The organism is Yersinia sp. 1652 StPb PI, from assembly GCF_041538345.1.
GTDB lineage: Bacteria > Pseudomonadota > Gammaproteobacteria > Enterobacterales > Enterobacteriaceae > Yersinia > Yersinia enterocolitica_E.
Map to the genome: position 1 here is coordinate 1,281,992 of NZ_JAULSM010000002.1, position 16,834 is coordinate 1,298,825.

Here is a 16,834-nt window from a genome sequence, read left to right on the forward strand (position 1 = left end):
AAAAATAAAATGTAGGACCATTCCTACAATACATTTCGTGCACTCTTAGTTTAAATTTCATGATGATTTTTAACGTGCTAAGGCACAAGGATTTTTTCTCGCATAACAAGAAACTTCTTATTCTTCAATGTGATGTTGCATTTTTTCTGAAATGCAAATAGTTACATTTTGTAACATTTAACCCATTGGTGTTACCTGGCTAATGTTTTTACACTGCCGCCACTGGGTATTTAATCGATATACTTATGTGTGTGAAAAATACCTGTCAGATACTGTGTTATGCCATCCTGCGAATGCGAAGGTTATCTACGAACAATTATTTTCCTTAATTTCATTGCCACGGTTTATTGGTGAGCGATGGCTATTGTTCCAGGTGATGCCGATTATTTTTACGCATCTTTTCAGGGGTGGATTTCCTAAATTCCCGTCCTCTAACAAGGAAAGTCAATGGCCTCGTCAAGCTTCCAAAATGAGATACCCAAAGCGCGTATTAATATTAAATTAGACCTCCACACCGGCGGTGCCCAGAAGAAAGTCGAACTACCTTTAAAACTTCTGGTGATGGGCGATTACAGCAACGGTCAGGAACAGCGTCCGCTGTCCGAACGTGAAAAACTCAATATCAACAAAAATAATTTCAACAGCGTGTTGGCCGAGTTCCAACCGAGCCTGAAATTAACGGTGCCTGATACTTTGGCAGGGGATAATACCGATACCGCCGTATCCCTGACCTTCAATGACATGAAGGATTTCGAGCCGGAAAGTGTCGCCCGTCAAATCCCACAACTGCGTGCCTTGCTGGCAATGCGCAATCTGCTGCGTGATCTCAAGTCCAATTTGCTGGACAACGCCACCTTCCGCCGTGAGCTGGAAAACATCCTCAAAGACGAAGCATTGAGCGATGAGCTGCGTGCTGAACTGGCGGCATTGGCCCCCAAAGACTGTTAATCGCCGGATTGGCTGCTTGTAGAAAGAAGAAAAGGAACATGCTGATGTCTGTACAGGAAAACAGTGCGCAGGGTACTGCGACGACCGTATTAGAGAAAAACCGTCCCGTAGCCCAGGGGGTTTATGCCGCTTTATTTGAAAAAATCAACCTGAGCCCGGTCTCCTCATTGACGGGTCTGGATGCTTTCCAGAACAACGATACCATGGCAGATGCCACCACTGATGAGCGTGTCACTGCCGCCGTCAGTGTCTTTTTGGACCTGCTGAAGCAGTCGTCGAAAAAAGTGGAAAAGCTGGATAAAACCCTGCTGGATGGCCACATTGCGGCGCTGGATGATCAAATCAGTCGCCAGTTGGATGCGGTGATGCATCACCCTGATTTCCAACGGGTGGAGTCGACCTGGCGTGGCGTGAAATCCCTTATCGATCAAACCGATTTCCGTCAAAACGTGCGTATCGAACTGCTGGATATCAGTAAAGATCATCTGGTGCAGGATTTTGAAGACGCCCCTGAAATCGTGCAAAGCGGCCTCTACACCCAGACTTACATTCAGGAATACGACACTCCCGGTGGCGAGCCGATTGCCGCTGCTATCTCCAACTACGAGTTTGACCGTAGCCCGCAAGATATCGCGTTATTGCGCAATATCTCCAAGGTCGCCGCGGCAGCCCATATGCCGTTTATTGGCTCAGTGGGTCCAGAGTTCTTTGGTAAAGAGAACATGGAAGAAGTGGCAGCTATCAAAGATATCGGTAACTACTTTGACCGTGCCGAATACATCAAGTGGAAAGCCTTCCGCGACTCAGATGATTCCCGCTATATCGGCCTGACCATGCCGCGGGTGCTGGGGCGCTTGCCTTACGGTCCGGACACGGTGCCGGTACGCAGCTTTAACTACGTAGAGCAGGTGAAAGGGCCAGACCACGACCGTTATCTGTGGACCAACGCCTCGTTTGCCTTTGCCGCCAATATGGTGAAAAGCTTCATCAAAAACGGTTGGTGTGTGCAGATCCGTGGCCCGCAGGCCGGTGGCGCGGTGACCAACCTGCCTATTCACCTGTACGATTTGGGTACCGGTAATCAGGTCAAAATCCCGTCAGAAGTGATGATCCCGGAAACGCGCGAATTTGAGTTTGCCAATCTGGGCTTTATTCCGCTGTCGTACTACAAAAACCGTGATTACTCGTGCTTCTTCTCGGCCAACTCTGCCCAGAAGCCTGCGCTGTATGACACCGCTGATGCCACTGCCAACAGCCGTATTAATGCGCGCTTGCCATACATCTTCTTGCTGTCACGCATTGCCCATTACCTGAAGCTTATTCAGCGCGAGAACATCGGCACCACCAAAGACCGCCGTCTGTTGGAGCTGGAGCTGAATAACTGGATCCGTGGGTTGGTGACGGAAATGACTGATCCGGGTGATGACTTGCAGGCTTCCCATCCGCTGCGTGATGCCAAAGTCACGGTGGAAGATATCGAAGACAACCCCGGTTTCTTCCGCGTGAAGCTGTATGCGGTGCCGCACTTCCAGGTTGAAGGTATGGACGTGAATCTGTCATTGGTTTCCCAGATGCCGAAGGCGAAAGCCTGATTGTCCTTTGTCCTTGAAGTTGCAGCGTGTTGGCTGCTTTCTCTCCCCCAGTCATTGACGTTAGCCAACGCCTGGGGGATTGGTTCAGTTGCCGTCTAGCTGCAACACCAATGACTTTGGGCATGATTGTACGCAAGGAAGTACCCATGAAGATTTATCGTCCGTTATGGAACGACGGGGCCTTTTTGGCCCCACAACAATTCCAGCAACAGGCCCGCTGGGACGCCTATGTAGCAGACAGCGTGGCACATATGACATTGGCATCCCCATGGGGGGTCATTGATGCGGCATTTGACCGTGGGTCGTTGGCGCTTTCCCGCCTGAATGCGCTGCGACTGGTGGTTCGCTTCCCTGATGGCACGCTGATTGATTCTGAACGGGCGGATAACCTGCCTCCCGCCTGTGATTTGTCTGCGGTATCAGACCGTGATGTGGTCGATGTGGTACTGGCATTACCGTTGCTGTCGGCCAATGGTGGCAATCTGGATGATGGTCAGGACAGCGCGCGCCCTCGCCGCTGGCAGCAGGAATGGGTCACGGTACAGGAGCTTGCCGGTCATGAGCGCACTGAACTGGCGATAATGCGCCACGGGGTCACGCTGCGTTTTGCTCATCAGGAAAACAGTGCTTATCTGACCTGTCCGGTGGTGCGTTTGATGCGCAATGCCCAGGGGCAGTGGATGCAGGATGAGAGTTTTATCCCCCCGATGTTGTCGCTGGCGGCCAGTCAGGTGGTGCTGACTGAACTGGGGGATTTAGTCCACCGTCTACAGGCGCGTCGGCGTCGCCTGATGGCCATGCGCCGTGAAAGTAACGAACGGATGGCCGATTTTGCGGTGGCCGATGTGTCGTTGTTCTGGTTGCTGAATGCGTTAAACAGTGCCGAGCCGGTACTGATGGAGTTGTATCAGACGCCTTCCCGCCATCCCGAACTGTTCTATCGCGAACTGGTCCGCCTCGCCGGTAGCCTGCTGACATTTTCCCTTGAGCATAAAGCCGAAGACATTCCGCTGTATCAGCATGACGCGCCAGAGCAGGTTTTCCCGCCGCTGTTCACCTTGCTTGATGCCCTGCTCGAAGCCAGCCTGCCGTCCCGTATGGTGGCGATTGAACTGGCTCACGAGGGCCAATTCTGGACCGGTTCATTGCATGATGCCCGCCTGCGCGAAGGGGCTGATTTCTATCTCTCTGTTCGTTCTTCGATCCCCAACCATCTGTTGCAAACCCAGTTCCCGCTGTTGTGTAAGGCTGGCAGTGTTGAGGATGTGTCAGACGTGGTCAACGTGGCGCTGAACGGTGTGGCGATGAAACCGCTGTCTCATGTTCCGGCTGCTATCCCGCTGCGTCTGGAAAATCAGTACTTTGCCCTTGACCTCAAGGGGGCAGCCGCGCAGGCCATGCTGGATGCGGGGAACTGTGCTTTCTACACCCCGGGTTCGCTGGGTGATGTCAAACTCGAACTGTTTGCGGTGCTACGCTCATGAGCAAAATAAATACGTCGGTGGTTGATGCGGTCTTTTATCCCTGCTGGCTGATGGTCAGTCAGTTGCGTAACGGTCAGGAAGTTGAGGACGGAGAAGCTTTGTATCGCCGTGCCTGTGAGTGGATTGACAACGCGCGCGCGACATTGTCGCGTGCCGGTTTCAGCGAAATCAGCTGCGACCATATGCTGTACACCCAGTGTGCGTTACTGGATGAAAGCGTCCTGAACCGTCAGAAACAGGACAGTGGCTATACCAAATGGCTGAAAGATCCGCTGCAGGCCCGCTACTTTAATACTTTGAATGCGGGTGAAGAATTGTGGGAGCGGATCCGCGCGGTGTTGCAGGAGCCGGCACCGGATACGGCGGTGCTGACCTGTTTTTACCGTGCGCTAACCTTGGGATTTGCCGGTCGTTACCGCGAACAGGGTGACGAGCGCAGAGAAGATGTGGTGCGTAAGCTGAGTTTGCTGGTGCCACCGTTTGCCTCTTCACAGGAAACGCCGCTGGTCTCGCGCTCATTGCGTCTGCGCTCTGGACGCAAAACCTACTGGTTCTCCTGGGGAGCGGGGGTCGTCATACTGGTTGCTCTGTGGTTCACATTGTCCACCCGACTGACGCACATGGTGTCTCAATTGACAGGGATGCACTAGCGGATGCGCGGATTAACACAGTTACTCCTGCTGCTGCTGGGGGCCTGCCTGGCACTGTGGCTTATCCTGGGTTTCTGGCCGCTGGGCACAGGCAGCCGTGTGGTACTGAGCATGCTGGTTGTCATCCTCTGTGGTGCAGTAGGCTATTTTCAGTGGCGCAAACACAACCGCAATAAAGTGGCTCACCAATCCATTGCCGATTCAACGCTGCCGCCTGAAGATTTTCAGGGTGCGGTGGTACTGGTTTGTGGTGACAGCGATGCCCTGTTTTCCCCCTCGGCATCTTTTTGTGAAACGCGTCAAGGTTGGTATCTGGCCGTGCAACTGCCAGAACAACTGCCGATACTCGCGCAACATCTGGCGGCGGAACGTCCGGCGCTGATTGCCCAGATCTCGGTGTTACTGGCCATCGTGCCGGAGCAACATCAGAGCCGGGATGATTTTTCACAATCCCTGCGTGCCTGGCAACGGGCCATCGTGCAGTGCAAAGGATGGCTTGCGGGGATCCCGCCGGTCTGGCTGAGTACCTGGCTTTCACCGCCGGTATCCTCATCAGCGCAGGCAGAATGCTGGTACACGGTCACGCCGGGGCTAAAAGGCATTCAGGTTCAGGAGGTGGGGGCAGGCGTCATACCGCTGGTTGAATGGAGCCAGCCTCAAGAGTCCTGCAACGGTGAGGGAAGGTTGAGCGCTGTATTCTGGATGGAAAGTCTTCTGTCCTGGCTTGATGAACATGTCCTGAGCATCCTGACACAGCGGCAAGGAGATGTCCCTGCACTTACCCTGTGCGCATGGGGCTGTTGTTTTACACCGGTCGCGGGGCGTCAGAACAATTTGTGGCAGACACACATCAATGGAGTCACTACGCTGATGCCGGTGGCGACCCCTGAGCAAGAGTGCCTGCCGTTGCCAGAAGTGCTGCTACCTTATCTGCCTCGCCGCCGCGGCGTCTCCCGCCTGATGCAGGTTTGGCAGATGGCTGGCGTGCTGTGCGGGGTATTTTTACTGTTTGCCCTGCTGGCCTCTTTCATCAATAACCAGCGCCTGGTCCAGAGCGTTGATGATCATCTGTCGCAGTATAACCGGCTCACTGGCACGCCTCCAGCCCCTAAAACTCTGGCCCAACAGCAACTACGGGCGGATGCACATCTGCTGGATGACTGGTTACGTCGCGGTGCACCCATGCGTTTGTCTCTGGGATTGTATCAGGGGCTGCGACTGCGGGCTCCGCTTTACATTGCTATCAATAGCTGGGCGTCTCCTCCACCGCCACCACCGGTGATTAATCAAATTATTCAGGGGCCCAAAACCCTCCGTCTGGATAGCCTGTCACTGTTTGACGTGGGGCAATCAATGCTCAAGTCTGGCTCCACCAAAGTGCTTATCAATGCGCTGGTCGGGATTAAAGCCAAACCGGGTTGGCTGATCGTGGTGGCGGGTCATACCGATATCACGGGTGATGATAAGTCCAACCAGACTCTGTCGCTTAAGCGGGCGGAATCGGTACGCAACTGGATGCGCGATACCGGGGATATTCCGGAAAGCTGCTTTGCCGTACAGGGTTATGGCCAGAGTCGTCCTCTGAAATCTAACGATACGGAAGCGGGCCGTGCGCTCAACCGCCGTGTCGAAATCAGTCTGGTACCGCAGGCCGATGCCTGTCGCCTGCCAGGCGTAAAAACAGCGTCACAGGATGAAAGTGACGTATCAACCCAAGAAATGGAGAAGTAACCCATGGCAATTCCAGTATATCTGTGGCTGAAAGATGATGGCGGTGCGGACATTAAAGGTTCCGTAGATGTTAAAGATCGCGAAGGCAGCATTGAGATCGTGGCACAGGAACATAACCTGTATATCCCGACAGACAACAACACGGGCAAGCTGACCGGCACCCGTATCCATACCCCGTTCCTGTTCACCAAGGAAATCGATTCTTCCAGCCCGTACCTGTACAAAGCGGTAACCACCGGCCAGACCCTGAAATCCGCTGAGTTCAAATGGTATCGCATTAACGATGCGGGTCAGGAAGTGGAGTATTTCAATACCAAGCTTGAGAACGTGAAACTGGTGAAAGTGGCACCGAAGATGCACGACATCAAGGATCCGGCCAAAGAGAAACACAATCACCTCGAAGCCATTGAGCTGCGTTACGAAAAAATCACCTGGACTTACAAAGACGGCAACATCATTCATTCCGATTCCTGGAACGAACGTACTACCGCGTAATTACCGTCATTCTTCGCGCCGCAGGTGCGTTGGCTACGTTCGCTCACCCTGGTCACATAGTTATCTATGCTCCCAGGGATTCGTTCACTTGCCGCCTGCCTGCAACACGAATTATTTAGGGTAACCCGCAGCAGCAGGCGGTTCGCCGTCTGCTTTTTGTGTTTTTAGCTCAGTATCGCGGCATCGGTATTCAGCCAAACGCACACACATTTTATCAGATGACCTTATGGGCCTTGGTTGACGGCTATGGGCGGTAGCGTGCCCGACGCCAGCTTCATCTGGCTATTTTACTTGCCATTTTGCACTTGGGCAGTGCTCGGCGCTGTCCGTGTGCAAATTGACGGCGACAATAACGCCAGTTGAAACCGGCTAACGTATTAGGTTTCGCATACAAGGAAGAGAATTTATGACAACGCATTCAGCACACTTATTACGTCGGTTAAATCCCTATTGCGCGCAGGCACTGGCCGGCGCTGCAACCCTGTGCCAGACCCGTGCCCATGCCGAGATAACCGTTGAACATTGGTTGTTGAAACTGCTGGAACAGGGTGAAGGCGATATCACGGTGATTGCCCGGCGTTATGAGTGGGACATGGACAGCCTGTGGCAGGGGTTGCTGGCCCATCTGGATACTTTGCCGCGCACCGTGCAGGGCAAACCCCAGTTGTCTGCCGCGTTACAGCAACTGATCAAAAGTGCCTGGCTGGATGCGTCGCTACAGGAAGATGCCGATGCGGTGCGCTCGGTTCATCTGTTATCTGCTCTGATAAATTCGCCATCATTACTGGCCGCCGATGCCGCCTGGCCGTTGCTCAGCCTGAGTACCACCCAGTTACACCGTCTGTTACCGCTGCTGGACAGCCAATCCGATGAGCGCCCTGAAGTTCAGCAGGCTGCGGCACTGGCAGACAGCCCGGTCAATCTGACCGATGAGGCAGCGACCACCCCCTCTGCCAGCGGCCAGCCGCAACTCAATGACGCCCTGCAAGCGGCGCTGGATAAATTTACCCTCGATGTTACTGCTAAAGCGAAAACCGGGCAGATTGACCCGATTTTTGGTCGCGACAGCGAGATCCGCCAGATGGTCGACATCCTGTCGCGCCGCCGTAAAAATAACCCGATTCTGGTCGGTGAACCGGGTGTGGGTAAAACCGCCTTGGTTGAAGGGCTGGCACTGCGTATTGCCGAGGGCAACGTACCGGACAGCTTAAAAACCGTTAGCCTGCGCACCCTGGACTTGGGCCTGTTGCAAGCCGGGGCTGGGGTCAAAGGTGAGTTCGAACAGCGGCTGAAAAATGTTATCGAGGCGGTACAACAATCACCGACGCCGGTGCTGCTGTTTATCGACGAAGCCCATACCATCATCGGTGCCGGTAATCAGGCCGGTGGCGCAGATGCGGCCAACCTGCTGAAACCGGCACTGGCGCGTGGCGAGTTGCGCACCATCGCTGCCACCACCTGGTCGGAGTACAAGCAGTATTTTGAGCGTGATGCCGCACTGGAGCGCCGCTTCCAGATGGTGAAAGTTGACGAGCCGGACGACGCCAAAGCCAGCCTGATGCTGCGCGGCTTAAAGGGCCGCTACGCCCAGCACCACGGCGTGCATATTCTGGATTCTGCTATCACTGCGGCGGTGACTCTGTCGCGGCGCTTCCTGACCGGCCGCCAACTGCCGGACAAAGCGGTGGATCTGCTCGATACCGCCGGTGCCCGCGTGCGCATGAGCATCGACACGCTACCGGTCGCGCTGATGGAAATTAACGCCGAACTGGCCGCGCTGGCGATGGAGCAACAGGCCATCGAACAGGACTTGCTCCTGCTGCCAAGTATCGGTTCAACGCGCTTATCTGAGATAGAGCAACGCCGCGCAGAACTGGTGGTTGGGCAGCAAACGCTTGAACAGCAATATGCAGCAGAGCAACGTCTCACCACCCTGATTATCGACGCGCGTCAGGATATCGCCAACGCGGCACATCTGGCCAGGTTGCAGGAAGAGTTAAGTCAGATTCAGGGTAATGCGCCGCTGCTGTCGCTGGATGTTGATGTGCGCACGGTGGCAACGGTTATCGCTGACTGGACCGGCGTGCCGCTGAGCAGCCTGCTGAAAGACGAGCAGACCGATTTATTGCAATTGGAAAACCACCTCGCGACCCGGGTGGTCGGTCAGGATACGGCGCTGGTTGAGATGGCACAACGCCTGCGCGCCGCCAAAACCGGCCTGACGTCCGAAAATGGCCCGCTGGGAGTATTCCTGCTGGTTGGCCCCAGTGGGGTGGGCAAAACCGAAACTGCGCTGGCACTGGCCGACACACTGTTCGGTGGCGAGAAATCGCTGATCACCATCAACATGTCCGAATATCAGGAAGCGCACACCGTTTCCCAGTTGAAAGGTTCGCCACCGGGTTATGTCGGTTACGGTCAGGGTGGCATTCTGACCGAGGCGGTGCGCAAGCGCCCGTACAGCGTGGTGCTGCTTGACGAAGTTGAGAAAGCGCACGCCGATGTCATTAACCTGTTCTATCAGGTATTTGACCGTGGCTTTATGCGCGACGGTGAAGGGCGCGAAATTGATTTTCGTAACAGCGTGATCCTAATGACGGCCAATTTAGGCAGTGATCATCTGATGCAGTTACTGGATGAACAACCGGAAGCGACCCATAGCGATCTGCACGAACTGCTGCGCCCGATCCTGCGCGACCATTTCCAGCCCGCGCTATTAGCCCGCTTCCAGACCCTGATCTACCGGCCACTGGACGCCGCCGCGTTGCGTACCATCGTCGAGATGAAACTGGCACAGGTCGCTAAACGGCTGAACAAACATTACGGCCTGCACTGCGCGATAGAGGAAAGCCTGTACGACCAGCTGGTCGCCGCCTGCCTGCTGCCGGACACCGGTGCGCGCAACATCGACAGCCTGCTGAATCAGCAGATCTTGCCGGTATTGAGCCAACAACTGCTGAGCCGTATGAGCGAGCAACAGCGCACCACCTCGCTGACCTTGGGCTGGGATGAGGCCGAAGGGATCACCTTGGGGTTTGGTGACTAAGGGTTCAACGTTGTCTAACCAAGAAAATATTAACCCCTAAAAGATAGGGGACGTAGCCAGCGCTGCTCGTTTATTGCCAAGGAGAATTATACCTATGGATACGGTTGAAGAACTTAACGGTACTTATTTTTTTAATGGATTAAATAATCTGACGGCTTATGAGTTGCTGTTTTGGATATTGGTGGATGAAACTGAAAATCAACTGGGCATCAAAGATATCATTGGCGTGGCTTTTGTGATCCTCGGTAATAATAGTGTCGACGTACCTGGAAAACCCAATACAGCAACGAAAGGTACGTCGCATGCGTCACTTTTTTTCCGCAAGCATCTCAGCTACAAATTCAAAAAACGCGTCTTACCAACATTGACAAAAAAATCCTTTTCGTTAAGCGGCGTCAAGGTGTTTTGGGTTAATAATCTGGGGGCATTTGCAGGAAGAGCAGTTCCCGTTTTAGGATGGATTATACTGGCGACTGATGTGGCCACGATCAGTTTCAAAACCGTAAGCAGGTATAACACCATCGCGCGACCGGAGGATAAAATCTGGTGAACATGACAATCGAAGACAGCGTCAGAAAATTTGTCAAAAGCGAGCTACCGCTGGTGACCAGCCTGCTCATGAAAAAAATTGATATTGACGATGACACCCCCTTACAGAATCTGCATGAAGCAGATGATGTCGCTGAGATGACAGAAAAATTTTTCTCACATTTTAATGTTCAGCCCGCCGGATTTTCTCTCAGTAACTATTACCCCTGGAAGGTTAAATCCGTATTTTCACGAAAAGCCCTTAATCAAAACAAAATACCATTAACGGTTGGGATGTTTATTGAATCAGCCAAAGCTGGACATTGGCTCTATAACTGAACCGGAAATAACCTCCCCCTTCAAATAAACCTGTCGGCTGTTAACTGGCTATGCGGTGTGCAAACCCATGGAATACAGGTTGTTACCACGGAGTAAAACCCATGAGTATTATTGATACGCTTCAAAATACGCTGTCAGCTATCACCAAAACCACCCTGAATCGTTACCGCCTTGATATTCCTTCCTGCTCCTCTCCTCTGGATGTGGAGGATTTTGTGGGGACGGAAGCGATGAGTGAATTGTATTGCTACACAGTTCATTTCACCAGTACTGACAAAGACATTGATGCCAGTCAGTTGCTGCGTAAACCAGCTAGTTTGACAATGGGGGCTGGTTTGTTGCAGAGCCTCTCGGAGCAAAAGGTGGTGCATGGGGTAGTGACGAGTTTTGAGCGGGTCAGTGGCTCAAAAGACCAGGCCGTGTACCAGATAACGCTATCACCATTTCTGGCACTGCTGCGTAATCAATTCCGCACCCACCGTTTCTTTGTCAACAAATCGGTACCGGAAGTGGTGGAGCAGATACTTCAGGAGCATGGCTTTAAGGACTGGGAATATGAGTTTGTCCTGAAACAGACCTATCCGAAACGTGAACAAATAAACCAGTACCAGGAAAGCGACCTGGAATTTATTGAACGATTGCTCTCAGAGATGGGGATATTTTACTTCTTCAGCTTGCAGTCGGACACCCAGACTGAAGTGGTGCACTTCGCTGATAAGCAGAGTGCCTATAAGTTTGGTAAAGACCTGCCGTTGAACAGCCCGTCAGGCATGAGTGACAGTGGTGCAGAGTCGGTTTGGGGCGTGAGTGTGCAGCACAATGTGGTGCAGGCTAACGTGACCACCAAAGATTATAACCACCGTGAAGCACAGAAAATACTTCAGTCTGGCAGAACCGATATGACACGCGGCGAGAGTGAAGGGGTGACCTACGGTGACGTGTATCACTACAAACCTCGCCATCTGGATACCGGCGATAAAATCGACCCCACTGCTGAAACCGCCAATTTCCTGGCACGCCTCGACCATGAGCGCTTTTTATCAGCACAGACAACGATTGTTGGCTTGGGTAATGATGCTACCCTCAGTCCAGGGCAGGTACTGACGATAACCGAAACTGTCATTGTTCCGACGCTTCCCACCGTTATGGACAACGGCATCGTCATCACCGGCACCTTTTTTAGTGCCAGCCGCAAGGATGCATTAGTGGTGAACTGGATGGCGGTACCCTACAGCGAAACTCTGTGCTGGCGTCCGGCATTGCTTCCGCGTCCAAAAGTCAGCGGCACCATGATGGCGCGGGTGACCAGCGCGAAGGCCAACGATATCTATGCCTGGCAGGATACCTCCGGCTTGTATCGGGTGAAATTTGATGCAGACCAGGACGATAAAGCACAAGGTCAGGAGAGTATGCCGGTGCGACTCGCTAAACCTTACGGTGGTGATGTGTATGGCATTCACTTCCCGCTGATACAGGGCACCGAAGTGGCCATCGCGTTTCACGACGGTGACCCAGACCGTCCGTATATCGCCCATGCCCTGCATGACTCTCGTCATACCGACCATGTGACCGAAAAAAATAACACCCGCAACGTGATCCGTACCCCTGCTTTCAACAAGTTACGCATGGAAGACAAACGCGGCGAAGAGCACATCAAGCTCAGCACCGAGTACGGCGGCAAGACCCAATTGAACCTCGGGCACAATGTAGATGCTCAGCGCAATCTACGGGGCGAAGGTGCCGAGCTGCGTACCGATGATTGGGTAGCGGTACGTGGGGGCAAAGGGGTGTTTATCAGTGCGGATAAACAGCCGTCTGCCGGGGGGGAGATGCTGGAGATGGCGGCTATGCAGGCATTGCTGTCTCAAGCACTTAGCCGGATGGAATCGCTTTCTCAATCGGCACAGGTGGCAAAGGCTCAGGTCTTACATTACGAGCAGCAACAGAAATTAATGGAGGAAAAGCTGCTTGAACTTAAACAGGCAGTGTTACTTGCCAGTGCCCCTGAAGGGGTTGCAGTGGTGAGCGGTGGCCATCTTCAAGTGGCCGCCAGTGACAATATCTATATGACGTCAGGTCAAAGTGCCGAACTGGGAGCAATGCAAAATATCTCTTTAGCGGCGGCTAAGAAGATATCTCTCTTTACAGAAAGTGAGGGCGTTGAGACGATTGCAGCAAAAGGCGATCTTATTTCTCAGGCCCAGTCAGGGAACATTGATATCGTTGCCAAGCATAATATTTCATTAACCAGTACCACTGATAATATCACCTTGACAGCAGCGAAAACGCTAACATTGAACTGTGCCGGTGGGGCTTACATTCGTCTTTCAGGTGGCAATATTGAATTGGGTTGCCCTGGTGATATCACGATGAAGCAAAGCAAACTTTTATACAGTGGCCCCGCATCTCTAGAGTCGACATTACCAGAGCTGCCAGGCAGTGGCCCTCAGGCGATCAAGTTTATGTTATTAGATGCGCAGGGTAATGCGGCACCGTCAGCCATGAAGGTCAGACTATTTGACAGTGATAATAAAGAAAATCTGTGGTCATCCACCTTCGGTGATGGTGAAACTGGGATTTTCGAGTTGCAGGATAACAAAAGTTTTCATGCCATTATTGGTGATGATGTATGGACCAGTCTCTTCACTGATGATGACGAGATGCCTGATGAAGAAACTGATGATGAATCGTTTGATGATGATCATGGTCCGCAATACGATGAAGAGTTTAATACTTTGAAGGAGGAGTAATAATGGAGCAATATACTGTTCAACCGGGTGACAGCTTATGGAAGATTAGCCGTCGCTTTGGTGTTGAAATTAACGATCTTAATAGCATTAACGGTCTTAACACCAAGGCAAAACAACACATTATTCATCCAGGGCAGATGTTGGTGCTACCTTCAAAGGAGAAAACGTATGATACACAGCTTAATTTAAATATTTGTGATCTCAGGTGGCGACCACTTAAAGATACCAAGCTCAAACTGACTTTTGATGGTAAAACTCGCGACTATATTACCGATGGCAACGGCTCAGTGGCCGGAATCCTTATTGAGGACAGTACCAAAGGTATTAAAGTCGAATTACAGCACCTAGATAAAAAACAATTTATAGTTATTGCCAATCATCCCAAAGCACCATTAGGTAATAAAACCCTGAGAATAAACTCAAGAGAGATGGTGGTCAAGGGAAGTACCTTGGTGAAAACAGGGACTCAGCAATCTACCAAGCAGCAGGAAAAAGAAAAAGCTAAAAACAATAATAACCTCTCAACCACACCGGCTGCTCCCCCAAAGTCTGTAACAAATAAGCCTCAAGCGAATCAGACGCTACCGATCAATCAGACCACCCGCACTGAAGGGGGGATACCCACCAGTGTCAATAATATAGGTAATGTCAGTGAGGGGCTACTCCTACCTCCACAGGCAGAGAAGTATCGTAGTTATATTATTGAAACAGCAAAAAAATATGATTTCCTACCGGAAGGTCTGGCAGCACTTATTTATGCTGAATCCAGGTGGAAGGCCAACGCGACTAATACAATAGGTTCGGGTGCAGTAGGCTTAGGGCAGTTTAAGCCAGTTACTTGGTTAGTTATGAGTACAAACCCACAATCTAAAGTATACCAATATTTGACCAAAAAATACTCTTATCAGACAATTATATATAAGAGCGAGGGGCTCTACGGTACTGTGATTTCTCCTACGGGTGAGGTAAAGGAAAAGGAAATAAAAAAAGAAGTGGTATTAAGCTTGCGTAGCGATGAAGAGTATAATATTGACATGATAGGCTTATATGATCGGCAGGGTGTTGATAATCTTGGTAAGAAATTATCTAGTGTGTCATCATTATGTCCTGACGAACTAGTAAAATTAGCTTACTTGATCCACATGAATGGTGAGAGTGGTGCATATGATATTATAATGAATAAAAAAGTCACGGGGACGAAATATAAAATTTATTCTGAGAGTTCTTTTCAAACTCGGCTTCAGAGTAATCTAAACAATCGAGAAAAGGAAAAGAGATACCTTTCTATTGATGAAACATATAGAACAGCTTTTATTGCATGGATGGTGGGTTTTTATAATGCAACAGTTGTTCCAGACCATTTTAGGTTAAAACCAACAGGTAAAAATTATTCTATTAAAGATATTATAAAGAAACTCAATCCGGACTTTAATGTTAAAACTGATTTGCCAGCATTAAGGACGCAGACTTCTAGTAGTAATGCTAGAGTTAACCAGTCCGCAAACACTGGCACTCCAGCAAACACAAGCACAAGTAGTAGTACCGTAACAACATCTAATACCCCTGCTAGAGCTAATTCTAGTGCTACAATACAATGGCGTAACCCACTGGCTATATGTCGTATAAGAACCCATGGATTACGTAGTGCAAGAAGCGCAAGTTTTGGAAGTTCTGTCAGGATTGGTGCTAATGGGGCACCGAGAGCCCATCAAGGAGTCGATATTGCTGCGGAACCTGGAACACCTATTTATGCCGTGGCGGATGGGCGTGTAGCTTTTATTACTAATAGGGGGGATTATGGGCAACAACTATGTATTGTTGTTCAGGTTGATGATTTGCCGCTATCAAAGAAATCCCTTTGTCATAACTTGAGGGAAGTTTATTTCTTCTATGCACATCTTTCTGAAGTTAGCCTTAATCTATCGCTTCACAGTCCGATAAATAGCGGTGACTGCATTGGTAAAACTGGCAGTACTGGGAATGCTAGCAGGATGACCACCATTGTTAGGGGAGCTCATCTGCATTTTGAGGTGAGAACACGTAATCCTTCAAGGGCTGGTATGCTTGATCGTATAGATCCCGTTCCTTTTATTGATGGTTTCAATTATCCCTGAGGGTTAATAATGAAATACTTAATGGCTGTTTTTTTTATATTAGTAACACATGTTTGTTGGTCAAATGATAAATCTCCTGTAATCAGCAAGGAAACTTGGGAAAATAATTCAAGTGAACTTATGCAAAGTATATTCGATAATGAGCAGGAGCAAAAAAATACCCAATATAAAGATGAACAAAATAAATTACCCGATGATAAAAGAGAAAAGAGGTTATCTAAAAACCAGTATTGGCTTGTAAATAAAAAGCAGGATCTATGGCTTGGCATCTTTGATGGAAAACAGGTGGCAGTGCCGGGTGGTATCTATGATGGTCTCCTTGAGAAAACCTCTCAGTATCAGCAGGTGATTCGGGTTAAACAACATAATAGAATATCTCAATTTTTGCTAACTAATTTAACACAAGACGGAATAGAATATCCTCTGCTTTGCATAGGGAGATTGGACTCTATTTTAAAAGACTCGCCGGATTATTTGCTTTTTTATTCAGCTTGTACATTTGAAGGTTTACAGCTAAATTCGCAACAACATGAAGGCTATTATGATATTTTATTCTATAGTAAAACTTACGATACATTAATTAGATTGAATGGCTTTCCTTATTCAGCTAGTGGTGGAGATGTTGATTACTATTCTAAGGGCTTTCGAAAGATAAAAGACTACTATATGGACTCTAATATTGGAGTTGCATTTAAATTTATAGGAAAAGATCAGGTTGTTGAGGTAAACCCTAAAACTGGAACCTACAAAAAACCTGAAAAAATACAAGAAAGAAATTCTAGTGGTCAGTGGGTAATGGTTGATGATCCTGAACAGTTTAAACCTGACCTGCTGAAAAGATTACCGGAAGTTGTTGTTAATAATTAGTATATTGGTTTTTGGAAGAGGTGTTGTTTTATGAGAAAAACCATTTGTGTTGGAGATAAAACATCTCATGGTGGTGTGGTGTTAACTGGCTCAGCTCAAGTCTCTATTGATGGCAGGCTTGTTACTCGCAAATCAGATAGAGTTTCTTGCCCAAAACATGGCATAAATAGCATCATTGAAGGTGACGAAAACCATTGCGATAATGGGCTCCCCGTAGCGTTAGAGGGGCATCACTGTGCTTGTGGCGCTACGCTTATCTCCTCTGGTTCGCTTGTACTCAAGGAATAAGG

The 16,834-nt window shown here is 50.2% G+C and carries 13 protein-coding genes; all 13 read left to right on the forward strand.

The annotated features are described in order from the left end of the window. Nucleotides 1–447 precede the first annotated feature (447 nt). The 13 genes from tssB to Q2T71_RS22340 all read left to right on the forward strand — a co-directional run bounded on the left by tssB (nt 448) and on the right by Q2T71_RS22340 (nt 16,832). Nucleotides 448–948, forward strand: coding sequence for a type VI secretion system contractile sheath small subunit (gene tssB / locus Q2T71_RS22280; RefSeq protein ID WP_083162567.1), 501 nt, complete (start codon nt 448–450; stop codon nt 946–948). 38 nt (nt 949–986) lie between these two features. Next, nucleotides 987–2,540, forward strand: coding sequence for a type VI secretion system contractile sheath large subunit (gene tssC, locus Q2T71_RS22285; protein WP_372560588.1), 1,554 nt, complete (start codon nt 987–989; stop codon nt 2,538–2,540). Between the two features lie 146 nt (nt 2,541–2,686). Next, nucleotides 2,687–4,024, forward strand: a complete 1,338-nt coding sequence (tssK, locus tag Q2T71_RS22290) for a type VI secretion system baseplate subunit TssK (protein WP_050115944.1) — start codon at nt 2,687–2,689, stop codon at nt 4,022–4,024. Continuing rightward, nucleotides 4,021–4,674, forward strand: a complete 654-nt coding sequence (tssL, locus tag Q2T71_RS22295; RefSeq protein ID WP_372560589.1) for a type VI secretion system protein TssL, short form — start codon at nt 4,021–4,023, stop codon at nt 4,672–4,674. Before tssK ends, tssL begins: the two co-directional genes overlap by 4 nt. Nucleotides 4,675–4,677: 3 nt before the next feature. Beyond that, on the forward strand, nt 4,678–6,405 hold the full coding sequence (locus Q2T71_RS22300) for an OmpA family protein (RefSeq protein WP_372560590.1): 1,728 nt from the start codon (nt 4,678–4,680) through the stop codon (nt 6,403–6,405). Nucleotides 6,406–6,408: 3 nt separating this feature from the next. Next, nucleotides 6,409–6,900, forward strand: a complete 492-nt coding sequence (gene hcp / locus Q2T71_RS22305; RefSeq protein WP_004711812.1) for a type VI secretion system effector Hcp — start codon at nt 6,409–6,411, stop codon at nt 6,898–6,900. 406 nt (nt 6,901–7,306) lie between these two features. Continuing rightward, entirely contained in the window at nt 7,307–9,946 is a 2,640-nt protein-coding gene (gene tssH, locus Q2T71_RS22310; protein ID WP_372560591.1) for a type VI secretion system ATPase TssH, read from the forward strand. Between the two features lie 94 nt (nt 9,947–10,040). Continuing rightward, on the forward strand, nt 10,041–10,496 hold the full coding sequence (locus Q2T71_RS22315) for an STM2901 family protein (RefSeq protein WP_038630837.1): 456 nt from the start codon (nt 10,041–10,043) through the stop codon (nt 10,494–10,496). 2 nt (nt 10,497–10,498) lie between these two features. Further along, nucleotides 10,499–10,813: a DUF1493 family protein gene (locus tag Q2T71_RS22320; RefSeq protein WP_372560703.1), complete on the forward strand. Its 315-nt coding sequence runs from the start codon at nt 10,499–10,501 to the stop codon at nt 10,811–10,813. Nucleotides 10,814–10,914: 101 nt separating this feature from the next. Continuing rightward, on the forward strand, nt 10,915–13,563 hold the full coding sequence (locus Q2T71_RS22325) for a type VI secretion system Vgr family protein (RefSeq protein WP_372560592.1): 2,649 nt from the start codon (nt 10,915–10,917) through the stop codon (nt 13,561–13,563). Between the two features lie 2 nt (nt 13,564–13,565). Further along, on the forward strand, nt 13,566–15,677 hold the full coding sequence (locus Q2T71_RS22330) for a peptidoglycan DD-metalloendopeptidase family protein (RefSeq protein ID WP_372560593.1): 2,112 nt from the start codon (nt 13,566–13,568) through the stop codon (nt 15,675–15,677). 9 nt (nt 15,678–15,686) lie between these two features. Beyond that, nucleotides 15,687–16,544 (forward strand): hypothetical protein, encoded by an 858-nt coding sequence (locus tag Q2T71_RS22335; RefSeq protein WP_372560594.1) that lies wholly within the window; start codon nt 15,687–15,689, stop codon nt 16,542–16,544. Nucleotides 16,545–16,574: 30 nt separating this feature from the next. Beyond that, nucleotides 16,575–16,832: a PAAR domain-containing protein gene (locus Q2T71_RS22340; protein ID WP_072084731.1), complete on the forward strand. Its 258-nt coding sequence runs from the start codon at nt 16,575–16,577 to the stop codon at nt 16,830–16,832. Nucleotides 16,833–16,834 lie beyond the last annotated feature (2 nt).